This window comes from Butyrivibrio fibrisolvens, from assembly GCF_037113525.1.
GTDB classification, from domain to species: Bacteria; Bacillota; Clostridia; order Lachnospirales; family Lachnospiraceae; genus Butyrivibrio; species Butyrivibrio fibrisolvens.
Window position 1 is genome coordinate 4147019 of sequence record NZ_CP146963.1, and the last position, 19174, is coordinate 4166192.

The window sequence follows — 19174 nt, forward strand, 5'->3', positions numbered from 1 at the left end:
TACACCTATATTCGATCAGACATATCTAAAATTTTTCTTGCCTGAACTCTTCCTATTTTATTTTTATATACAAATTCTCTAGCTTTTTGGCCTAAAATTAGTAATTGCTCATCAGTCATCTTCATAGCTTCAATAATACTACGTGTCATTCCATCTATAGATTCATCCTTGATAACTAGCACATAATCTAAGTATTCATCAGGCATGCTAGGAATATGCGTTGTTAACACCGGTGTTCCTGAAGCCATGTATTCCATTTGCTTAGATGGAAATGAATATTGTACAAATTCTTGATCAGTAGGTCTTGGATTAACCAATAAAGTTGCTTTTTTTAAAATAGTCTTCAACTCACTGCTCGGAACCTGTCCTTTATATACAATGTTCTTAGATTTGCTAAAATCGATTGTACTTACCAATTCACCTTTCCCATAAAGATGTAACTCAACATTAGTAAGATTACATTTTTCAAATGCTTCTATAAACCTTGCCACTCCATTACTTATAGTCAAACTACCTGCATATACAATATTTCTCTTCTTATTATCTTCATTAATTAACGAATCTTTCCCTAATATTCCACATTCTTCTATCTGGCCTTCAACTACCACGTAAGGTTTATTATGAAAATTAATTTTTTTATTCATAGGCTCAGATAAAAAAACATATGCATCAAAAGATGCTACTATTTTATGTAATAAACCTAACGTAGCACCTTTCAATCCCATAAATTCTGGCAAATCTGTAAGAATTCCTATACTTTTTTTCTTCCTTGCTTTAGACGCAATAATTAATGCAAGATTTGAGACAATATTGAGTGCATCTGAGATAATAATTGTTTCACCACTAGATTTAAATAGGATAAAAAAGAATATATATATAAATATCAAAATTTGTCTAAGCACTCTATTGGAAGAATAAGGAGCATAATAATAATGCGCATAGCTCTTTTTTTCATCTGATGCTAGTGTTACTAGTTTACTTAAGCTATTTGAATTACTTGGATATACACTAAGCGCCTCTACCAAATATCCATCGTTAGCACCAAAACCCTTGGTTAATGATAGATTATACTGTTGCATCTGTTGCTTTGGATACTCTCCATATTTCTCATAAATCTCATTATATTTTTCCTTGCTTAAGCCATTAGATAAATATATTATTTTTTTCATATCTTATATCGCTTTTTCATATATAAACTGGAAGTTATTGGAACAAGCAAACTTACATACAAGATTATAAACACAACAACTTTATTTTTAATTGATAGATGAAAGCCTGCATCTCTTCTGTCTAATAATTCCTTCAATCTTAACTTTATCTCTTCTCTTTCAATGTAATGATTTTTCTCATGAACGGCTTTCAAATATGCAGCACATAAGAATCCCGCTACTTTGTTTGTCAAAACACTTGTACAACTCTTATATTGCTCACTAGCATAGATTAACCTATCATCAAAATATAATGCCCTGTAATAGCTAGATTCAAAGCGAGATGCCGAACCATTCGTAATATTGTTGGGATTAATGAACAATGAATCTCTATAAACATACAATTTGTCACTAAGTAACACTATACGATTGGCATTATTAAATACTTTATGCATTACTGCAATATCTTGAACTATTGTACTAGGAAATAACACATTATCTAAGCATTCTCTTCTAATAAGCTTGTTCCAAGCAACGGATTGAATATCATCCGTTAATATCAAAGGCATAAATTCATCTTTTAATAGTACTTTTTCTTTATGAAAACTGCAACTCTGTTTTATCTCATCTATAAAATAGTCACAAATACATATGTCTGCAGTATTTTTTAATATGGCTTTATACATTATTTCTACCATCTCAGGTGTCAAGTAATCATCGCCGTCTATCATTAATAAATACTCGCCTTTTGACTCGCTTATACTGATGTTTCTGACAGAGCCTAATCCACCATTTTCTTTATGTATTACTCTAATTCGATCATCTACGCCTATGTAATTATCTATTATTATACCTGTATTATCTTTTGATCCATCATCAATAATCAAAATCTCAATATTACTATAGGTTTGCCCTAAAACGGATTTTACACAATCCTCAATATATCTTTCTACATTATAAGCAGCTATACATATACTGATCAGACAGTCTTTTTGATTCATATTTCAATAACCTCACATAAAATCTTATAGTATCGTTCGACCATCTTCTCGATAGTATAATTAGATGCTATCTGAATACAACGCTTTTGCATTTCATCAAACTGAATCTTTGATAAGTTCATAATTGATATCATAGCTAGTGCCAATGCTTCCGAATTTTGCACTGGAACGACAATCCCTGTTTCTCGGTTAACAAGCTCAAGTCCCGCCATGCAATTATCTGTAGTTATAACTATCAATCCTTGAGACATCGCTTCTGCTATAACAAGTCCCCAAATATCCTCTCTCGTTGGATGAATAAATGCATCTGAACATCTCATATATCTCTTAATAACTTCAAATTCCTTAAATGGGACAAATGTAATATTGTGATATTCGTTTTTATATCCATCTCCAATAGCAATCACAGATATACTTCTATCACATTTCTGTTTTACTATTTCCAATGCCTCATCCAAAATATCATACCCTTTTCTATGTATATTTGATCCAACAGCCAAAAAAATGAAATCTTCTTTTGATAAACCAAGTCCAAGTTCTGTCCGTAAATCGTTTTTTTCTTTCTCACTTGATGGTTCATGGGCTATATCATTATCATGAATTGAAGCCAAGCAATACTCATAGCATTTATTATAATCAGCGCCATAATGTGTAAGGTATTTTGTGCAATACTTCCCGCTGGAAAACCAATTATTCGCACCAGAAACAAGCCATTTTTTTAAATTATATTTCACTCTACTATCTTGTTTTATTATCCCGCCATCTGCATGTAGTATGTATTTTTTATTTTTTAGCCTAAGATATATTATTGCCAACATTCCTGTTGGGGAAGAATAATTTCCCACTACAACAACATCATAACTATCTTTCAAATATTTAATTATTTCCAATGATACTCTCTGCTCGTGACCAAAATTAATTCCTTTCAAATAGAATTCCTTGTAGCTAACAAATGCATTTGAATTCCAATTACAATTCCTATCAGATGCCGTCTTCCTCTCATAAATTACAGTTAAATCTATTCTTTGTCCTAATTGACTAAAAAAATCGACTGTATAAGGAGCCGGAACATTTGTAATATATAAAACCTTCACTAATTATGATCCTCTTTCATCCATTGTCGCTATAAGACAATTTCTTCAAATTATATATATCAGTTAAAGATTTGATTTTATATCTCAAAACATTTTTTTGTAAAAATGCTAGTACTTTGTTGCTAGAATATGATTTTTTAACATCGAAAGTAATACCGTATTTTCTTAATTCACTTCTTATCTCCTCAATAGTCTCTAGATATGGGATATATATTGTATTTTTTATACATCGGTCTTTCGTTCCTGAATAAATATTTACGTAACCTGTACCAATATATCTGATGTTCTGAAAGTGATAAAAAATCAAGTTAAACTTTATATTTTGCTTTTTGTTTGATAACACAATTGTATCGTTCATTGCGCTCAACAAAGTATATTGTCCTAAATTCCACGGAGCTACTCCGCCCCCAACATGTTGTAATTCATGAACGCCTTTGAATAATTTAGGAAACATTTCAAGATACTTTTGATCTCCCATGCGTTCTGGTTCGTAAATATGATAGCACCAATCAATACATTTTTCTTTCCACCATTCTAGACACTCCCTAGCATTATCGCTTTGATCAAAATAATTGAATTCTACACAATACTTTCCACTTCTTTTAAGCATTCTTCTTCCACTAAAATTATTAGCAAATCTATGTTCTGTTATTACTATATTGGCATTAGCATCTTTTATCTCATCAAATAATGTTTTAGGATTACTGAAGAAATATAAATCCGCATCAATATATGTAACATTCTCCTCATCATAATGATCAAGAACATACTCTATAGTCTGTGGTGTACATGTCCAGCAATACTCTGCTTTAGACCTTTCTTTTTTTAGAGCGAGCATTTTTTCATTATCAAATACACTAGATTTAATCAGTATAGCTTGACTTAGTTGCATAGTCATTAAGACTTCATAAGACTTTTCATCAAAGCAAAAAATATACAGTTTAAATTGATCCCCAGCAACTCTCTCCAAGGATCTATACAAAGCTATTCCTTTATCTAAATAATAAGAATCAAATAATGTACAAAAAGTCATAATAAATCTCTATTCTCTCTTCCCGTTCTTATATTTACAAAGATCTTAGTACTCAACCATAATAAATCAAACCATTGTAATACTTAAATACCTTTAATAATCCTAATAGGATTAACGCTTCAAATATTTGAAAACCTTTTTATAATATGCTAATTATTAGCTTTCCTTTCTATAGTATATTTGTAAAAATCACTTTATCAATGTAAACCACGTTGACACAATAGCGAACCCATTAACATATTATTTGAATTTTATAAGTACTAGCCATTTAATGTTAATCTTTCTTGGAGTCTATCTCCTTTATGAAAAGACTATAATCACGAATATACTCACCTTCAATATAATGTTCACTAGCCAAAACAAGAAGTACTGAATCTGGAGAAAAATCATACATTTCTTTCCAAACCATTGGGCCAAGATAAAGCCCCATTCGAGGTTTATCAAGAATTATCACTTCTTTATTATTTCCATCATCGACTAAAACTTTACTACTTCCACATACATTGATTAATACAAAATGTGTATATCTATTGGCATGATTACCTCGAATAATATCAGAATCAGAACCATACATATAAAAAACTCTTTTTATGTCAAATGGCACGTCAAGACCTGACCCTTCCGCTACGACAAGGTTACCTCGTTCATCACCATATTCTTTAAAACTTAATACTTTGTAATTCGTTTGTTTTTCCATTTTTATTCCTTATCTTTAACTTGAGTAAATTCTCTCTGACATTGGTCCACACATAAGCCAATATCTTTTCTGCTCTTATTAGTTTGTTATTTGTACGCAATCCCATACAAAAGTGCAAATGATTTTTGAGTTTTCTTAAGTTTAAGTGAAGATTTATATAAGTTTAAAAACAATCAATCTATTATTTCTAATTAGTATTACTTAAAGTGGCATATGATCTATATTTTTTCTATATTTAAAATAACTACGATTATCAGATTCAAAAAATATAAATATTGCTAAATTGATATTGGGAATCTGGATTACCCGTGTAATCAACAAAAGCTCCGTTCAAAACAACTGTAACCTTTCCACTTATGGTAGACAAATCAATTACATACTGATGAACTTCATTATCCAAATCAGAATAGTTAACTTCAATCTCTCTTACCACAATCCCATTTTCATCATAGACATAAGCAGTAAGTCTTCCTTGATCCATAATTTTCTGTCCATAAAAGGAAAGATAGTTATAGCCATCATTTAAATTTACATCAAATTTAATTCCTATAAATCCCTTGTCTCTGATATAATCAGCCAAAGGTTCTGTATTATAATCTCTAGCCAATGTTCCATGGCAACTTACATATGCATACCTTCCATCATTGTCTTTATATACTTCTGCTCCGTTAATAGAAACATGCACCTGATCATCATTTAAAACATCTATTGGATCTACACCTGTAAGTTCTTTATTTAACAACGCAGCTGCATAAAAATCCGCTTCATAATCTTCCTGGTCATTTACACTAGCATAATCAAATGTAGTATAGAAATCGTATTCTTGTTTGAGGTAATCTTTATAATTATCTTCCGTCAACTGATACTGTCCATCATGCATCCACTTAAGCATTAATGAGTTTACCCAGCATGCATAATGCCAATCATCTTTGTAATTATTCAAATCCATTATTATATCTGTTCGATTATTAAATGAATACAAATGGATATTTCTATGAGGAACAATTAATTCCATCATATATGCCTCTATTTCTAAATTTTTGTATAAAACCCCCTCGTTTTTCCAATTACTCCATGATTTGATACTATATGGAGGAAAGAAATAATAAAAATCAACATTAGGATTATTATCAGCAACTGCTATAACATTTTCTTCAATATTTTTCTTAATTATAATCTTTTCATCTTCTGTTAAATGAATTTCATTTTCAGGAACGATGTCAGTTATCCCGTTTGGAACCACAGTATTGATTCCAAATGTATAAAGACTTTGCCATCTCGAATATTCATCAAAAGATCTAATACCTGATATAAAATCTTCTTTGTCATTATCTATAGTCATTTGATATACTCTTCCGAAGATAATATCTCTATTCCAGATATATTGAACATCATTAAATGGATTATCATCATATAGATACGTTGGATACATGCCTAAATCTTCACGCATATAAGTATCATCGTTTATCGTGTATCCTTCCAATGTATCTAAGCATCTTATAACTAATCTTATATTATCATTCGCTTTCAGCCCACGCTCTACATTGTCATTTACTTCTTTATATCTTCCTCCCGAAAAAGGGACTTTTATTGCATCACATCCAAATATCTCATCTACTTCTGTTTTTCTAAAGTTTTCTGTCATAGAAGTCCCTGTTATAATTGCATCATAATTGAAATGCTTAGTAATTCCATCGTTCTGACTTCTCTGATTATCTAATATATAATAATATTCATCTAAGTCTGGTTTATGATAGTGAAAAAATGGGTCTATCTTATATACATAAAATCCAAAAATACTTAATGCTGATACAACTATAACCAACCAGCTTATTAACCAAATCTTTGCCTTCATAGTTTCCCCTAAAATCCAAAATATACGAAAGTTGACTCTTCTCCCAAACATATGATCCCCCATATAAATGAAAATGAGGTAAGAAGTAATGAGCCAATACTTAAACTATCCTTTTTCTTAAAATTGTTTTCAGGAACAAAGCATACAAAACATGCCACCAGAATAAATATCAGCATATTAAAACCGCGAACATTTGCAGGCAAGAAATTCAAACCTAGCATGTTATAAATGAACTGGTTTTCAACCAAGTTAAACGAAGCAATCATCCCATCACTTACTACTGTACTTTGCATGAACAGAATCTTAAGCAGAATTGTTTTCCACTGTTCTACGGTCTGAGCACTAAAAAGAAGCCATAAAACACTAACAACTCCAAAAGTGCATAACCACCTAACCGGCAAGAATACTTTTTCTTCAGTTTTCTCAAACAGCCTGTCAATGCAACTGATCAGACCGTGGATCAAGCCCCATAAAATGAATGTCCAGTTCGCACCATGCCATAATCCACTCGCCAAGAAAACTATAAGAGTATTTACATAGGTAAATATTACGCCTTTGCGTGATCCTCCAAGTGGAATATAGATATACTTTGTCAAAAACTTCGTTAAAGATATATGCCATCTTTTCCAAAAATCCCTGATAGAAATCGCTTTATATGGAGAATCAAAGTTCATAGGCAAATCAATGTTAAGCATTGATGATACACCTACTGCCATATCACTATAGCCACTGAAATCAAAGTATATTTCAAAGGTGTAGAACAATATCAGCAAAATACAATCCATTGCTGTTGTCGCATCAATATTTGTATATGCCCATGAAACTGCTTTGGCAAAAGTATCTGCCAAAAGTACTTTTTTTATAAGACCCAAGCTAAAAATCTTGATACCTGTTGTTATATTGGTTATATCAGCTTTTTTTCTAGCATCTTGATTAAGCTGCGAAATATAATCTACTGGATCAATAATCGGACCCATGACTAGTTTAGGAAAATACAATATGTATGCCAAATAATCAATTATATTATTGTTTTCAAGGTCTCCACGCTCAGTTGCAACAATATAGGCAATCTGCTGGAATGTATAAAACGATATTCCAAGTGGCAGGACTATCTCCTGAAGCTCTAGTTCTTTGCCAAAAAAAGTATTTATATTTGTGATAGCAAAATTCAAATACTTGAAATATAACAGCAAGCCCACATTTACAATAATAGGCAAAGCCATAAATACCTTATTTTTTATTTTGAACTTTCTAACAGCTAAAGCAGATCCATAATTAATCAACATGCTTATTCCTAAGTAAATGAGCATGTTAGTTCTGCCCATTGAATAGAAAATAATGCTAGCAAGAATTATTACCAACTTTCCTATAACTGGCTTAATTTTGTTAGCCAAGAAATAGAACAATACTGTAATCGGTAAGAAATACAATATGAACTCATAGCTATTAAACTGCATATATTACACCATCCCAGCTTTTATCCAAAATATAATATTCAATAGGACACTGTATTTAATCATATCATAAATGATGTTATTTATGCATGTTTTATGATTTTCATACCGCCTATCGTCAAATTGGAAGCTAAAACAATTACTAACAAACAAAGAATAAAAAAGTGGTGGAATTTACCTTTTCACTGGATTTTAATATTTCAAGTCATCTCTGTAACATTTTCGAAGCCTGTTTCCATTGCTTTTACTCAGGAACATCATAGTATTTTAGATAACTTTTCAGCCAATGGGAAAACATAACATTGGCAAGCGTCAAATAACCCGCCTATGATTTGATCCATTCCCGGCCTCCTTAAAAAAACTAGTTAGTTTTTTCGGTTTTTTAAAGTAAACCATAGAAGCAGATTAAATCATAGGCAGGTTATTTGACGCTTACCTTTGGTGGATGTAAGACCGTGCGTGCTTATCTGTAAGCCTTGTATGGAGAACGTGAAATTTGACGTCTATATCGTTTCCGATACGCACGCCATATTTATACATATCTGCATTCTTGTCTTCGGAAACTTTGAAGGTTCTGCCGTATGCAACTTTTGCTTTATATCCGTTCTGCTCGTATTCTTTTGCTAGGTCAAGGACGATGTTGCCGGTGGAACCAAAACCCAAGACAGAATTAATTAATAATACTCTTTTACTCATTTCAAGTACCCACATGCCCGAAGAATTTCAATAAGCCAATCAGCTTGCTGCGACGCTATATCAACATTTTGCTTAGCTATAAACTTTTGTTCTTCAGTTAACTGACAGTTATTATCTATTATTTGCTTGAGCATTCTTTTGATAGTTTCATGCTCACTGTATTCTTCTGGACTCATTATATTCTCCTCTGAGCATTACTTCGTATGTACTAAAAATCAGATCCTTCCTATAGCAATACCACACTTATAAACTCTGAATAGAAATATTAGAAAACACTTCCTCGTTATCATTTTCATCATTTAAGTATTCTTCATCAACAAATTGATATATACATAAAAAACGCCAAAAAGTTAGTACAATCCTCTAATACAGTAATCTACTCTGGCTTGACACAATTTCTTTTTCAAACGTCTATTTTTCACCCATCACCTCATTCATTCTGTAAAACTTTTGACCACATAGACTATTTTCAAATCTAAAAAACTTAGTTTTACCATAATTTACTGTCCTTCCACAGCTCACAATATTAGTTGATGGATTTTGCATCATTGACACATTGAACACCTTTGCATAATAGCTATTTTTCACATTTCTTTCTAGTGCATCTAATTCTAATGACATGAACTCTTCATAGTTTAAAGGCTTAGTTATTTCAATTTTCTCACAAATTTCTCCATACTCTCTAGCAATTTCCGATGCTTTGTAAACTGGTAGTGCAATATTAACCATCTGGGGAAATGCATACTCCTCGTTTTCCCCAATTCTTTTAGAAATGTATGATATTCCATCACATCCAAGCGATTGAAGATTCATCATCAAGAGCTGTGAAACTATATATTCGGATCTGAATTTCCCTGCCGAGCCTTTATTTCTAATAGAAGTAGCAATTACTAATGGATAAAGTCTCAATATAATTCTAGTTAGATTATTTATTTTTCCAATATTTTTTCCAGAATCATCATTTCCTATGCTTGAAATCCCAAATAATATATATGGATTGCATGCAAGGTTTAATATAGAAAGTTTCTTTCCTTCCTCATTTAATCTAATCGCAGACACATTAAATTTGCAGTATGGTGGTCTATCCAACTCTAGCCAAACGTCAAAAGCAGAAGTTCCTAAATATAAACATGGTACTCCTGGAATACTAAATCTCTCAGTACCAACTAAATCTCTCTTATTTAGGGGAATATGATACATTTCTTTAGGATTGTCAAAAAAATCCGTTCTCGCCCTATAAAAACACAATTGTTCTTCTCTTTGTTTTTTTAATAATTGATATATATTTTCGTTTTCTATTCCTGCGAAACATGATGATAGTCTTGTACTATAACTACTATCTATTGGTGCGACTACAAACTTATTAGTATCCTCTTTTATTATCTTTTCAAGTAAACTTCTAATTCTTTGTGAAGCTGACCCAACCTTTCCAACGTAATAATCGTTAACACATTTTTTTATTGCTATACAATCATATTTTATTCTATTAATCAGCTTTATTTTATCATCATCTGTAGCTCTGGAAATGTAATAATTCGAATCATTGATAAAAACACTAATCCAATTAATATACAACTCAAGTTTTTCTTGTAATACTTTTTTGTAATCATCATCAGAATCTATTGTTATAGGCAGTTTTACGAAATCTAAAATTGACTCAACTCTTTTTTCTTTCTCCATGTCTTAGCATCCCTCGTTCATATAAAAAGCAGGTTATGTGGATTTTTTACCCACCATCACCCCTGAAGAGCCACATTTTATCATACAAAATGTGTATCAATTTCATCCATCAACATCTTCTTATCAAAATGCTTTTCAAAATACTCCCTTGCATTTACACCATATGTATGCTTAAAAGCAGTCACATCTCTCTGCTTGATAGCTTTTGCAAGCTCATCAGCATCGCCTATTCCTGTACAAATACCGCAATCTGCCTCTTTAATAACTCTTTCTGTTTCGCCCTTGGCAGCAGCAATTATAGGCATACCGCATGCCATGTATGACTGAAGCTTTGCCGGTATCGTCCATGTGAATAGTTCCGTATCCATAAATGAGATAAATGCAGCATCGCACAGTGCCAATATTTCCGGTATTCTCTGCGCCGGTTGTCTATCTATCATGATAAATTTATCCGACACACCGCATATATCTATTTCTTCAAGAAGTCTGCTCTTATATCGACCGTCTCCTATTATAACGAATCTGACATTACTATCACCTAACAGCTTTGCTGTTTTAGGCAACACATCAAGTCCCTGAGCATAGCCGATATTACCGGTAAATGCGATCTTAAAGGATTTATCATCATACAGTTTTCGTATCTGTTCCTGTATGCTCTCATCGCATTCATGTTTACAGTACCTCTCAAGGCCCTCATCCTTCGTAAGAGGCTCATAGAACTCTTCTGCGTACTGGGGCCAGTAATGCACCTTATTAGGGTCAACAGTTACCCTACGATTTACTACAGCCTTTACAAAGCTTGGACTTGTTACGAATATCTGATCGCATGCTTTATAGATCTTATCAACCATTCTATCTATTGGTTTTATTACAAGTGGACTATGAATTCCTGTAACTATCTCAACATTTTCAGGCCAGAGATCCTGAACATATAAATAAAGCGGTACCTTGTGTTTCTTTGCATATCGTACACCGATCTTACACTGGGTCATTGGTGATGTTTCAAACATAAAAACATAGTCTGCTTTAACTTTTGTAAACAGGTTCCAAAAGAAACCTGAAACAGGGAACGAGAAGTAATTAAGTACAAGACCTATTGGTGTATGTCCCCTTGGTATCAAGGGAATTCTTATTATTTTAACGCCATTCCAGACTTCTCTTCTCTTTTTAAATAATCCATAACCTTTATAGAACTTTCCCTGTGGATAATTAGGGATACCTGTAAGTACTGTTACATCATATCCTCGATTAACCCACTCCATGCATATATCATTTATTCGAAACTGTTCCGGATAAAAGTACTGACATATAACCAGAATTTTCTTCATAGATAATCTCTTCCCTTATACGCAAAAACAGCGATGTGTATAACACCGCTATCATTGCTCTATAATATTAACTACTCTTTTATTCTTTACGCCATACCATTTTGTTAACGATTCCAACGTACGACTGAATGATTTTTACAACTTTACTACTAACATTGATATCAGTATAATCCGGAACAGGAATTCCGTTATCACCATTTCTTACCATCTCTACAGCAAGATCAACTGACTGCTTAAGTCCATCTTCATCTATTCCGGAGATAATGAAGCATCCTTTATCAAGCGCTTCTGGTCTTTCTGTAGATGTCCTGATACATACAGCAGGAATAGGATGGCCTATTGATGTATAGAAAGATGACTCTTCAGGAAGTGTACCTGAATCTGAAACAACTGCAAATGCATTCATTTGAAGGCAGTTATAATCATGGAAGCCAAGAGGTTCATGCTGGATTACGCGAGAATTGAGTTCAAACTTACCATCTGTCTTCATCTGATCAAGGCGCTTTTTGGACCTTGGGTGGCATGAGTAGAGGATTGGCATATCATATTTAGCTGCTATAGAATTGATAGCATTAAACAAACTCAGGAAGTTCTTCTCAGTATCAATATTTTCTTCCCTATGCGCAGAAAGAAGGATATATCTACCTTTTTCAAGACCTAGTCTTGAATGAATGTCAGATGCCTTTATCTTATCAAGGTTTTCTGACAGAACTTCAGCCATGGGGCTGCCTGTAACATATGTCCTCTCCTTAGGGAGACCACAATCTGCCAGATATCTTCTAGCATGCTCTGAATATGCCAGATTCACATCAGATATAATATCCACTATCCTTCTGTTAGTCTCTTCAGGAAGACACTCGTCCTTGCATCTGTTACCAGCTTCCATATGGAAAATCGGAATATGAAGTCTCTTAGCACCTATAACTGAAAGGCAGGAATTAGTATCTCCCAGTACAAGTACAGCATCAGGCTGAGCTTCTACGAAAAACTGATATGACTTGGCTATTATATTGCCCATAGTCTCACCCAAGTCATTACCTACAGCCTCAAGATATACTTCCGGATCAGCAAGGCCTAAATCCTTGAAGAATACACCATTTAAGTTATAATCATAGTTCTGGCCTGTATGAACAAGAAGTGTATCAAAATACTTGCGACATTTATTAATAACTGCTGCAAGTCTGATGATCTCAGGTCTTGTTCCAACTATTATGGCCAGTTTAATCTTTCCATTATTTTTCCAGCTGAATGAACTCATATTATTCTCACTATGCTTTCTTATAAGTTATTATCTTATACATTACCTTTTTCTGCGTTGATCTTCTCATCACCATCTCTGTCAACTATCTCATAAAATGTATCAGGGTGGTTCTGATCAAAGCTCTCATTTGCCCACATCACTGTAACAAGATCCTGAGTTTTAGATAGATTGATGATATTGTGAGTATATCCCGGAATCATCTGGATAGCTTTCATCTGCTCTCCAGTAACCTCAAATTCAATCACTGGATATCCCTTACAAGTCTCCGGATCTATTCCAATACGCCTTTGCTGAATAAGCCCATGTCCTGATACTACTATGAATATCTCCCATTTGCTATTATGCCAGTGCTGTCCTCTGGTTATTCCAGGCTTTGCAACATTGATACTTACCTGCCCATGATCTAAAGTTCTGATAAGTTCTGTAAAAGTGCCTCTGTGATCAATGTTAGACTTAAAGTCGTAACACATCTTCTCAGCCGGAAGATATGACAGGTATGTGCTGTACAGCTTCTTGGCAAATGATCCTTCTGGTATCGATGGCATAACAAGTGTGCTTGGCATCTCCTTAAATGAATTAAGAAGATCAACAATTTCCCCAAGAGTTGCCTTATGTGTTGTTGGTACGTAGCAGTATCTGCCATCTTCCTTAGGAGTAGGATCTATGCTGCCACCGGCCACCTCATATTCGCACCTATGTTCCTTGCCTTCTAATGCGTCAAGCATCTCTTCTATAAGATCATCAATATACAGAAGCTCTAATTCAGTAGCTCTGTCATTAACCTTGTACTCAAGGTCATTAGCAACAGCGTTGCAGAAAGTTGCTACAGCAGAGTTATAATTGGGCTTACACCACTTTCCAAAAAGGTTAGGGAATCTATAGACAAGTACCTTACTTCCAGTTTTCTTCTGATAATCCATAAACAGCTCTTCGCCTGCAAGCTTACTCTTACCATACTCAGAGCCTTCAAACCTTCCCACTAGCGATGCCTGTATTGAGCTTGATAACATAACAGGACAGGTATTATTGTACTTCTTGAGCGTATCAAGTAGTTTTGAAGCAAAACCAAAGTTACCAGCCATAAATTCAGCATTGTCCTTAGGTCTGTTCACTCCTGCAAGGTTAAAGACGAAGTCTGCTCTCTCGCATGCATTCTCAAGTATATCATCACTAGTCCCTATATCATATCCGTATATCTCTGTAATAGTCAGATTAGGTCTTGTATTGTTACGTCCGTCCCTGAGATTTTTGAGATTCCAAACAAGATTACGACCGACAAATCCATTGGATCCTGTCACCAATATTCTCATGTCTTATGCCTCCACCGTGTGTGGGCGTCCTTCAAGCTCTTCTTTGACGTAATCTGTTGCTGTGATCTTCTTAACAACGCCATCAACATCAAGTATTCTTGTGTTGTGACTAGTATACGCCTCATCACTCTGAGTCATAACATGACCTTCAACATAGAACTGGTCATAATTAAGACTTCTTCCATCCGGAGCTATTCTGAAATAGTCACCCATATCAGTAGCACGGAGTCTTTCTTCTCTTGTCATCAGAGTCTCAAAGAGCTTCTCTCCATGCCTTGTACCGATTATCTTAACGTCAGTTTCGCCAAATACTTTCATAACACCCTTTGCAAGGTCTCCGATTGTGCTGGCATCTGCTTTCTGAATAAAGAGGTCTCCTGGTTCAGCATGTTCAAATGCAAATGCAACAAGATCTACTGCCTCATCAAGATTCATAAGAAATCTTGTCATATTTGGGTCTGTAATAGTAATCGGATGACCAGCCTTAATCTGATCAATAAAAAGCGGAATAACAGAACCACGGCTACACATAACATTGCCGTATCTGGTGCAGGAAAGAACTGTTCCTGATCTTTCAAACGCTTTCTGAGCTCTTGCCTGTACTACTTTTTCACCTAGCGCCTTGGACATACCCATTGAATTAATAGGATAAGCAGCCTTATCTGTACTCAGAAATACAACTTTCTCAACATGATTCTCAACTGCTGCAGTTATTACGTTATCTGTACCAATTATATTTGTTCTTACAGCTTCCATTGGGAAGAATTCACAGGATGGTACTTCCTTAAGGGCAGCTGCATGGAATACGTAATTAGCTCCGTACATAACATCGCGAACTGATTCAAGATTTCTAACATCTCCGATGTAAAACTGTACCTTTGAGAACTGCTCAGGATAGCGTGCCTGAAGGATATGACGCATCATGTCCTGTTTCTTCTCATCACGGGAGATGATACGTATCTCTGAGATATCTGAAGTCAGGAAGTGCTTCAAAACCGTTGATCCAAATGATCCTGTTCCCCCTGTTATTACTAGTGTTTTATCTTTAAACGATTCTTTTATTGAAGTTGATCCCATTTATAGTATCTCCTTGATCATTGTCTTTTATTTCAATATGCTAAAATGCATTGCTTTATCGCTAAAATATAATATCTTAACTTTTAAAACAATCTATATCATCATATCTCGATTTCCTCATTTATTCAAACATACAGGCAAAATGCGGTATGAATATTGCAATCTTCAAATCAGACGAAATCTCAAAGAAGCTGCGACTTCTATATATTCATTGTTATTAAGATGTTTTGATGTTATGATTATAATGTTTTGTAGTATGGAGGAGCTATGTATATGAACAAAACCACTATCTATAATATCTTACTAATATCCATAATTCCAATATTATTTATTATTTCTACATTTGATTTCAAGATTGCTATATCTACAACAGTTCTTATGGCATTAGCTTTGATAGCAGTCATTTTCTTCATAGTCGATTGTATCAGAAATCACAGAAATCTTTTTTCCAAAAAAGGCGCCCTGATAATAGCCGTAATATTGTTATCTGTTATTATCAGTTTTGCATACCAGATTACTTATATGATGAAGGGCATCTATTATTTTGGTTCTGTTGTTCAACAGATTAATACCATCCTATTTCTTATTATTGGGTTATATCTATATAGATTCCATTTTGACCAATTCAACAAAAGCCTTCATATCATATCTTGGTTGGGTTTTGCATCCGCTTTACATGCATTATTTGAAGAGCTTATTTTCTTTTCCAATAATGGAATATTAACACGTGTATTCTCTGTATATAATAATCCAATCCCCGCAGGAACCGTCTGGGTTTTATGTATTTTCTTACCACTTACCGGTAAAATAGTTCTAGACTTAGTCATGAAAGTCGTATACTTAGTAGCTATATTCCTTTGTATGTCAAGATCCGCATGGCTTGCATTATTGCTTGGCTTATTTCTATTTGTTGTGATCAACAAAAATACCATTACCAAGCTTTACGTGACAATAAAAAGACCTATCCGCATTATACTTTGGATCTTACTACTAACTATTATTATAGGTCTTTTGCAAATACCAGAAGTTAGTGAAGTAATAACTACTAGGCTATTCCATATAAAAACCGGTCCTGTTTCTGAAGCCTATTCTGTCCGTACTACACATTCAGTATACCTTTTAGATATCTTCTTCCATTGTAATCCTATATTTTGGATTACCGGCCACGGTCCGGGAAGTACAGTTCCTATGTTCATGAGTTCACCGTATTGGGAGCTTGATCACTACAATGTAGTTGATAATTCGTATCTGTCAGTGTTGTATGAGTATGGCATAGTGATGATCATAGCTATTGTCTACATATTATTCCTGGCATTTAGAAAACTATATTACAAATTCAGAAGTGAATCATGTATATCCAATGAGGATGCTATTTATGCACTTATGTTCATCTGCGGCGCAGTTACGGCATTCTTCTATGATCTGCAGTATATTATGGCACCTACTCTTATGATGATGATAATGACAGCTACTGTCATAACATCAAAGGAAGATAAAACTGCTTAACTGTTTAAAGGGCTATTCAATAGCCCTTTATTTTATGAAAACATTGCATCTACCTGATAATTGTCCATCCCGTATATAGTTATATCCATTATATGAATAGCCTTCACTATACATATCACCCATATCAGAAAAGGTAATGACAACTATACTATCAGGGACATTGGTTTTATCCAAATACTTAGAGGAAGAATTATACACGTCTATAAAATAAACACTATCAGAATATTCCTCAAGGAGACGTAATGTAGGATAACTATATGCTCCTGCATCCATTTTTAAGCCTATACTGTGATAAGTTTCTCCATTATCTTCCAAATACTGTTTGAGGGCTACATAAACTGATTCATATTCTGACATATTATAGGTTTCATAATATGCTTTTGCTCTCTCTTCGTCAGTTCCAACAAATATATGTCCCATATGATAATTGGTCATACCTATAAACTGAGAACATATCAAAAGGCCTGCCGCACCGTATACTACTCCCTCTAAAAGTTTTGATCTATGTTCACCAAGCTTTTGAATCTGAAAACTAATCGCCACAGCCAGAAGACCAAATGCAGCTATCATATATCTGCACACATATACTTCAGATTTAACAAATGCACAGGTCACTATAAAAGCAGCAAATGCGGCTGTACTGTATCCCAATCTCACTGGACATGTATTTGATGTACTTCCTGTCTTTCTGATCCTGCAAATGAAGTACCAAACACACTTAACAATAGCAACCAGCGATATAACAATGAACAATATCGTTATTACAGAATTCGTAGCTGTATCATATTCATAATTCTCAATTTTATAGATTAGGCTATCATGATAATTGCCGCCTTCACTTATGATCAATGAATCAACATCTATATGTAATACATATCCAAGGTAATACACCATATGTTGCCATATCTGGTTGAAAGAAGGCCACAAAACTCCCGGAAGAAAATATCCAATACTTTTGAAAAAGTTAACTATCTGGTATCGTAAGTCAAATGTCAAAACCAGCTGCCCAGGTCCCTGCCATGGATCAGATATAGCTCCATATGTGACTATATTCCTAATAGCTTCCGGTAATATAGTTATTATCATTATTGCCACTACAAGAAGTATCCACTTTGTGATAAGTGTAATATTGTCACCACGCTTAAGACATATATATAGTAACCAAAAGAAAAACACTGCAACGCAAAACAAGCCACTTGGTTTTGTCAAAATACTAAGTGCAAGCGAAAATGCCAGCACGCACAGTCTGAGAATTCCTCTTTTATTCAACTGCAATTTATCGTCACAATTTACTAATTCCAGCAAAACACTGACAAATACAAAAATCCATAGCGCTGCAAATTCATCAGTCTGTGTTGATAAGCTCTCTGCAAACACTGTTGGTGAAGTCGCAAATAATACAGCTGCAAATAAACCGCCTTTGAAGGAACAACCTATACGTCTTGCAATGCTATAGACAAATAAAATGTTAAATAGATATGAAACAGATTGGGTCAAGTTAAATACCGAATCATTATTCTTCCCATAAAGAAGATATAAATGAAGATCAATAAATTCTTTAAACGCCGGTGTTCCAAGCATTCTTGTATCCGAAGTAGTAAAATGACCAACGCTTTCATTCTGCGTCCAGAACCATATCCTACTCAAATGATAAGATAAAGAATCCCAGTTATATGGAACTATTCTTACAGCCAGAAGGCAGATGAACAGTCCATAAACAGCAAATATTGCAACGCATAAATACTCTTTTGCAGATATCTTAGCCAAAATCTCATGAGTTATATCTGTTAATCGCATTTTATTTATGCGCCATTGGCTTAATACTAGTGCCAGTAGAATGCAATCATATATTATCCATGTAGCAGTACATGTAAATCGGTTCATCTTACCAAACAATGATAATACTTCTGTCAGCACATATATAAATAATCCAAGTCCTGTTATGGCATACGCAACCCTTACGATGCACCTTTCATAACTGACTTTTATTGATGCATACATAATGCTTAATACAATTCCAGCCACAATTATCAT

General features: G+C 34.0%; 18 protein-coding genes. 1 reads left to right on the plus strand and 17 read right to left on the minus strand.

What is annotated here, in order from left to right; translation table 11 throughout:
- Positions 1 to 5: 5 nt before the first annotated feature.
- From WAA20_RS17660 to WAA20_RS17735, 16 genes are all read right to left on the minus strand, one after another.
- Entirely contained in the window at positions 6 to 1169 is a 1164-nt protein-coding gene (locus tag WAA20_RS17660; RefSeq protein WP_073390062.1) for a glycosyltransferase, read from the minus strand.
- Positions 1166 to 2149, minus strand: coding sequence for a glycosyltransferase (locus WAA20_RS17665; protein ID WP_073390063.1), 984 nt, complete (start codon positions 2147 to 2149; stop codon positions 1166 to 1168). The genes WAA20_RS17660 and WAA20_RS17665 overlap by 4 nt, the downstream gene beginning before the upstream one ends.
- The gene (locus WAA20_RS17670; protein WP_073390064.1) at positions 2146 to 3243 is read right to left on the minus strand and encodes a glycosyltransferase family 4 protein; all 1098 of its coding nucleotides are present in this window, start codon (positions 3241 to 3243) and stop codon (positions 2146 to 2148) included. The genes WAA20_RS17665 and WAA20_RS17670 overlap by 4 nt, the downstream gene beginning before the upstream one ends.
- 16 nt (positions 3244 to 3259) lie before the next feature.
- A complete protein-coding gene (locus WAA20_RS17675; protein WP_073390066.1) occupies positions 3260 to 4276 on the minus strand; it encodes a hypothetical protein in 1017 nt (338 codons plus the stop codon).
- A gap of 274 nt (positions 4277 to 4550) precedes the next feature.
- Positions 4551 to 4973, minus strand: a complete 423-nt coding sequence (locus tag WAA20_RS17680; RefSeq protein WP_073390067.1) for an FdtA/QdtA family cupin domain-containing protein — start codon at positions 4971 to 4973, stop codon at positions 4551 to 4553.
- A gap of 259 nt (positions 4974 to 5232) precedes the next feature.
- Positions 5233 to 6828, minus strand: coding sequence for a hypothetical protein (locus WAA20_RS17685; protein WP_073390069.1), 1596 nt, complete (start codon positions 6826 to 6828; stop codon positions 5233 to 5235).
- Between the two features lie 8 nt (positions 6829 to 6836).
- Positions 6837 to 8222: an MBOAT family O-acyltransferase gene (locus WAA20_RS17690; protein WP_338801691.1), complete on the minus strand. Its 1386-nt coding sequence runs from the start codon at positions 8220 to 8222 to the stop codon at positions 6837 to 6839.
- A gap of 492 nt (positions 8223 to 8714) precedes the next feature.
- Positions 8715 to 8945, minus strand: a complete 231-nt coding sequence (locus WAA20_RS17695; protein ID WP_139263863.1) for a hypothetical protein — start codon at positions 8943 to 8945, stop codon at positions 8715 to 8717.
- A 29-nt stretch (positions 8946 to 8974) separates the two neighbouring features.
- Complete coding sequence (locus WAA20_RS17700) at positions 8975 to 9154, minus strand: hypothetical protein (protein WP_073390073.1); 180 nt, start codon at positions 9152 to 9154, stop codon at positions 8975 to 8977.
- 235 nt (positions 9155 to 9389) lie between these two features.
- The gene (locus tag WAA20_RS17705; protein ID WP_073390075.1) at positions 9390 to 10658 is read right to left on the minus strand and encodes a hypothetical protein; all 1269 of its coding nucleotides are present in this window, start codon (positions 10656 to 10658) and stop codon (positions 9390 to 9392) included.
- A gap of 80 nt (positions 10659 to 10738) precedes the next feature.
- On the minus strand, positions 10739 to 11986 hold the full coding sequence (locus WAA20_RS17710; RefSeq protein WP_073390076.1) for a glycosyltransferase family 4 protein: 1248 nt from the start codon (positions 11984 to 11986) through the stop codon (positions 10739 to 10741).
- A gap of 79 nt (positions 11987 to 12065) precedes the next feature.
- Positions 12066 to 13244, minus strand: a complete 1179-nt coding sequence (gene wecB / locus WAA20_RS17715) for a non-hydrolyzing UDP-N-acetylglucosamine 2-epimerase (RefSeq protein ID WP_073390077.1) — start codon at positions 13242 to 13244, stop codon at positions 12066 to 12068.
- A 35-nt stretch (positions 13245 to 13279) separates the two neighbouring features.
- Complete coding sequence (locus WAA20_RS17720; RefSeq protein WP_073390079.1) at positions 13280 to 14557, minus strand: NAD-dependent epimerase/dehydratase family protein; 1278 nt, start codon at positions 14555 to 14557, stop codon at positions 13280 to 13282.
- A gap of 3 nt (positions 14558 to 14560) precedes the next feature.
- A complete protein-coding gene (locus WAA20_RS17725) occupies positions 14561 to 15634 on the minus strand; it encodes a polysaccharide biosynthesis protein (protein WP_073390081.1) in 1074 nt (357 codons plus the stop codon).
- Between the two features lie 290 nt (positions 15635 to 15924).
- A complete protein-coding gene (locus WAA20_RS17730) occupies positions 15925 to 16047 on the minus strand; it encodes a hypothetical protein (RefSeq protein ID WP_338801697.1) in 123 nt (40 codons plus the stop codon).
- Between the two features lie 225 nt (positions 16048 to 16272).
- Positions 16273 to 16461, minus strand: coding sequence for a hypothetical protein (locus WAA20_RS17735; RefSeq protein ID WP_338801699.1), 189 nt, complete (start codon positions 16459 to 16461; stop codon positions 16273 to 16275).
- Between WAA20_RS17735 and WAA20_RS17740 the strand changes: the two genes are divergently transcribed.
- Positions 16460 to 17140, plus strand: coding sequence for an O-antigen ligase family protein (locus tag WAA20_RS17740; RefSeq protein WP_330393677.1), 681 nt, complete (start codon positions 16460 to 16462; stop codon positions 17138 to 17140). The genes WAA20_RS17735 and WAA20_RS17740 overlap by 2 nt on opposite strands.
- Before the next feature lie 27 nt (positions 17141 to 17167).
- Here the strand turns inward: WAA20_RS17740 and WAA20_RS17745 are convergent, their stop codons facing one another.
- Positions 17168 to 19174: a glycosyltransferase family 39 protein gene (locus WAA20_RS17745; protein WP_073390084.1), complete on the minus strand. Its 2007-nt coding sequence runs from the start codon at positions 19172 to 19174 to the stop codon at positions 17168 to 17170.

Bases quoted from the DNA above. Each gene is read 5' to 3' on its own strand.
- WAA20_RS17660 (WP_073390062.1), bottom strand. From the start codon at position 1,169: ATGAAAAAAATAATATATTTATCTAATGGCTTAAGCAAGGAAAAATAT.
- WAA20_RS17665 (WP_073390063.1), bottom strand. From the start codon at position 2,149: ATGAATCAAAAAGACTGTCTGATCAGTATATGTATAGCTGCTTATAAT.
- WAA20_RS17675 (WP_073390066.1), bottom strand. From the start codon at position 4,276: ATGACTTTTTGTACATTATTTGATTCTTATTATTTAGATAAAGGAATA.
- WAA20_RS17680 (WP_073390067.1), bottom strand. From the start codon at position 4,973: ATGGAAAAACAAACGAATTACAAAGTATTAAGTTTTAAAGAATATGGT.
- WAA20_RS17685 (WP_073390069.1), bottom strand. From the start codon at position 6,828: ATGAAGGCAAAGATTTGGTTAATAAGCTGGTTGGTTATAGTTGTATCA.
- WAA20_RS17700 (WP_073390073.1), bottom strand. From the start codon at position 9,154: ATGAGTCCAGAAGAATACAGTGAGCATGAAACTATCAAAAGAATGCTC.
- WAA20_RS17705 (WP_073390075.1), bottom strand. From the start codon at position 10,658: ATGGAGAAAGAAAAAAGAGTTGAGTCAATTTTAGATTTCGTAAAACTG.
- WAA20_RS17710 (WP_073390076.1), bottom strand. From the start codon at position 11,986: ATGAAGAAAATTCTGGTTATATGTCAGTACTTTTATCCGGAACAGTTT.
- wecB (WP_073390077.1), bottom strand. From the start codon at position 13,244: ATGAGTTCATTCAGCTGGAAAAATAATGGAAAGATTAAACTGGCCATA.
- WAA20_RS17720 (WP_073390079.1), bottom strand. From the start codon at position 14,557: ATGAGAATATTGGTGACAGGATCCAATGGATTTGTCGGTCGTAATCTT.
- WAA20_RS17725 (WP_073390081.1), bottom strand. From the start codon at position 15,634: ATGGGATCAACTTCAATAAAAGAATCGTTTAAAGATAAAACACTAGTA.
- WAA20_RS17730 (WP_338801697.1), bottom strand. From the start codon at position 16,047: ATGAAGAAAATGACTGCTATCAAAGCTAATGCCATAAGAACTGTTGTA.
- WAA20_RS17740 (WP_330393677.1), top strand. From the start codon at position 16,460: ATGAAAGTCGTATACTTAGTAGCTATATTCCTTTGTATGTCAAGATCC.
- WAA20_RS17735 (WP_338801699.1), bottom strand. From the start codon at position 16,461: ATGACTAAGTCTAGAACTATTTTACCGGTAAGTGGTAAGAAAATACAT.
- WAA20_RS17745 (WP_073390084.1), bottom strand. From the start codon at position 19,174: ATGATAATTGTGGCTGGAATTGTATTAAGCATTATGTATGCATCAATA.